This is a genomic window from Vibrio phycocola, from assembly GCF_054404255.1.
In genome coordinates this window covers 1-2,172 of record NZ_JBTAMQ010000031.1, presented here as the reverse complement: position 1 = coordinate 2,172, position 2,172 = coordinate 1, and the positions used below count along the sequence as shown (strand labels likewise).

Genomic DNA, 2,172 nt, shown 5'->3' with positions numbered 1-2,172 from the left:
GGTCGAGTAGACGACACTTGTTACCAAGTGCCGCCCCTCTAAGAACCGTACGTGCAACTTTCACTGCATACGGCTCAAGCCTCCACTAAGGCATCAAATGATACCCAGCAACTTATAAAGCAGTCGGGACAGGCTCTTTCCAAGAGTTACGGACTAGCCTTTTTGATTTTCTCTTTGCCAAGTAGTCTTGGTATTGAGGGTCAAAAGGGGTTGCTGCATTCCTGATTTTCACATGTCGCTCGATAGGCACTTTCGCTATTTGGAACAGATTGAAGTGACAGTCCATGTTCATGATTTTCTGCCAACCGTGAAATTGCCATTGGCCTTTACGATTGAGAAAGTACTTATGAACAACCCAGTCTTTCGACTTGGTTGGATGCCGCCTAACTGCCCAGTGCCATAACGCTTGGAATAGTTTGTGGCCGACATACCCGAATACTTGTTTAGCAACACAGTGGCGATAGTAGTTCGCCCACCCTCTGAGTTTCGGGTTTATCAACTTGATAAGATCGTTAACAGGGATGGTTGCGTGCTTTTTAATGAGTTCACGTAGGTTTCTCAAGAATAACAGCGTGTTGGATTTGCTCGGTTTGATGAGCAATTTCCCTTTGTGCTTCCTATGGTTGAAGCCCAGAAAGTCAAAGCCGTCGTCAATATGAGTGATCTTCGTTTTCTCTTCGGAGAGGGTTAACCCTCTTTCAGCCAGAAAGTCAGCAATCAACGGTTTGATATCGTTCACTAGCACTTCCTTTGAAGAGCAGGTGACCACGAAATCGTCTGCATAACCGATAAAGTTGGCTCTAGCACCCTTACTCAGAGCTGTAGATTTAATTTGCTGCTCTATTCCCGCGAGAGTCATTAGCATCAAGGTTGGAGAAATTATTCCACCTTGAGGTGTACCCTCATCCGTATCATAGAACAGCCTTTTATCCACATAGCCAGATTTCAGCCATTGCTCTAACATACGTTTATCTACCGTGATATTGTCCATCAGCCATTGATGCCCGATTTTGTCGAAGCAAGCCTTAATATCACCCTCAAGAACCCATTTCGCTGATTGTTTTAGAGCCAAACATTTGAAGCACTGACTGACCGCGTCAGCCGTGCTGCGATTTGGCCTAAATCCATAGCTATTGAGGTCGGCAAGCGATTCAGACACTGGCACTAATGCGAGAAGGTGGAGCGCTTGTTGCGCTCTATCAATCATGCAGGGAATGCCTAGTGGCCTGAGCTTACCGTTCTTTTTGGGAATGTAGATTCGTTTGAGTGGTTTTGCTGTGTACGCCTTGCGGCTGAGTTGATTGACTGCTTTCATACGGCGTGTATCTGTGTTCCAGATGACACCGTCTATTCCAGGCGTTTTACTGCCTTTATTCTGAGAGACTCGCTTAACCGCAAGTAGCTTGGCTGAGCGAGAATGAGTCAAGAGCCACTGTAAGGATTTCACCTTACCGTGCTTCTTTTCTCTCGTTGCTTTTGCGATACGCATTTGAAGCTTCAATACGCGTGCTTCAACAGATTTCCAGTCAATAGACTGCCATTGAGCACCGTCAGAAGATGCACTAATCTCTTTCGAGATCATCATTTGCTTTTCTCCTTGAATAAAGTTCTTCAAATTCTCTCGCAATGGGAGACCAGTCGGAAGTGGGCTCACCTTCGTGATCAGACATAAGTCTGTATCTGCATCATTACAATGCAGCTTTCGCTTTTTCCGACCTCCTTTACCTGCATTACTATCGGCCACATAGGCTTTCCCAGAGGGAGTGATACAGGCTTACCCTGTTCCGTATGTTACGTAAAATGTCAGGTTAGATGCCCACTCTAGTGCGGAGAGCATAACGATCACGAAAGGGCACTGCCCAATCCCTTTCCATCTCTCATTGCCTTTTGGCCACAGCGCATTAACCACTTCCGCTGTTTCATCATATGACGCACCTTGAATGGATTCACATACGTTCATCATACTGACTACCTAGCACTTACCCGAATTGTGGTTTTCAGGAGGAACGTCCTCTCACGATTCTTTTCCCACTCAGCCCAAACAGCCAAGTTTCGTTACATTGTCCGAGCCGCTGCTTTATTCAGGCTCGTAGATTCATCTGGTGATACAGATGGTTCACTCATAAAGCGGTGAACAACGCTTCATACGACTTCAGGTCGCACGGGCATAAA

2 protein-coding genes are annotated in these 2,172 nt (G+C 46.1%); both read right to left on the bottom strand.

What is annotated here, in order from left to right; genetic code table 11:
* Positions 1-112 precede the first annotated feature (112 nt).
* Positions 113-1,585, bottom strand: coding sequence for a group II intron reverse transcriptase/maturase (ltrA, locus tag ACXJY6_RS19715; protein WP_456053122.1), 1,473 nt, complete (start codon positions 1,583-1,585; stop codon positions 113-115).
* A gap of 189 nt (positions 1,586-1,774) precedes the next feature.
* Complete coding sequence (locus ACXJY6_RS19710; RefSeq protein WP_456053121.1) at positions 1,775-1,963, bottom strand: hypothetical protein; 189 nt, start codon at positions 1,961-1,963, stop codon at positions 1,775-1,777.
* Positions 1,964-2,172 lie beyond the last annotated feature (209 nt).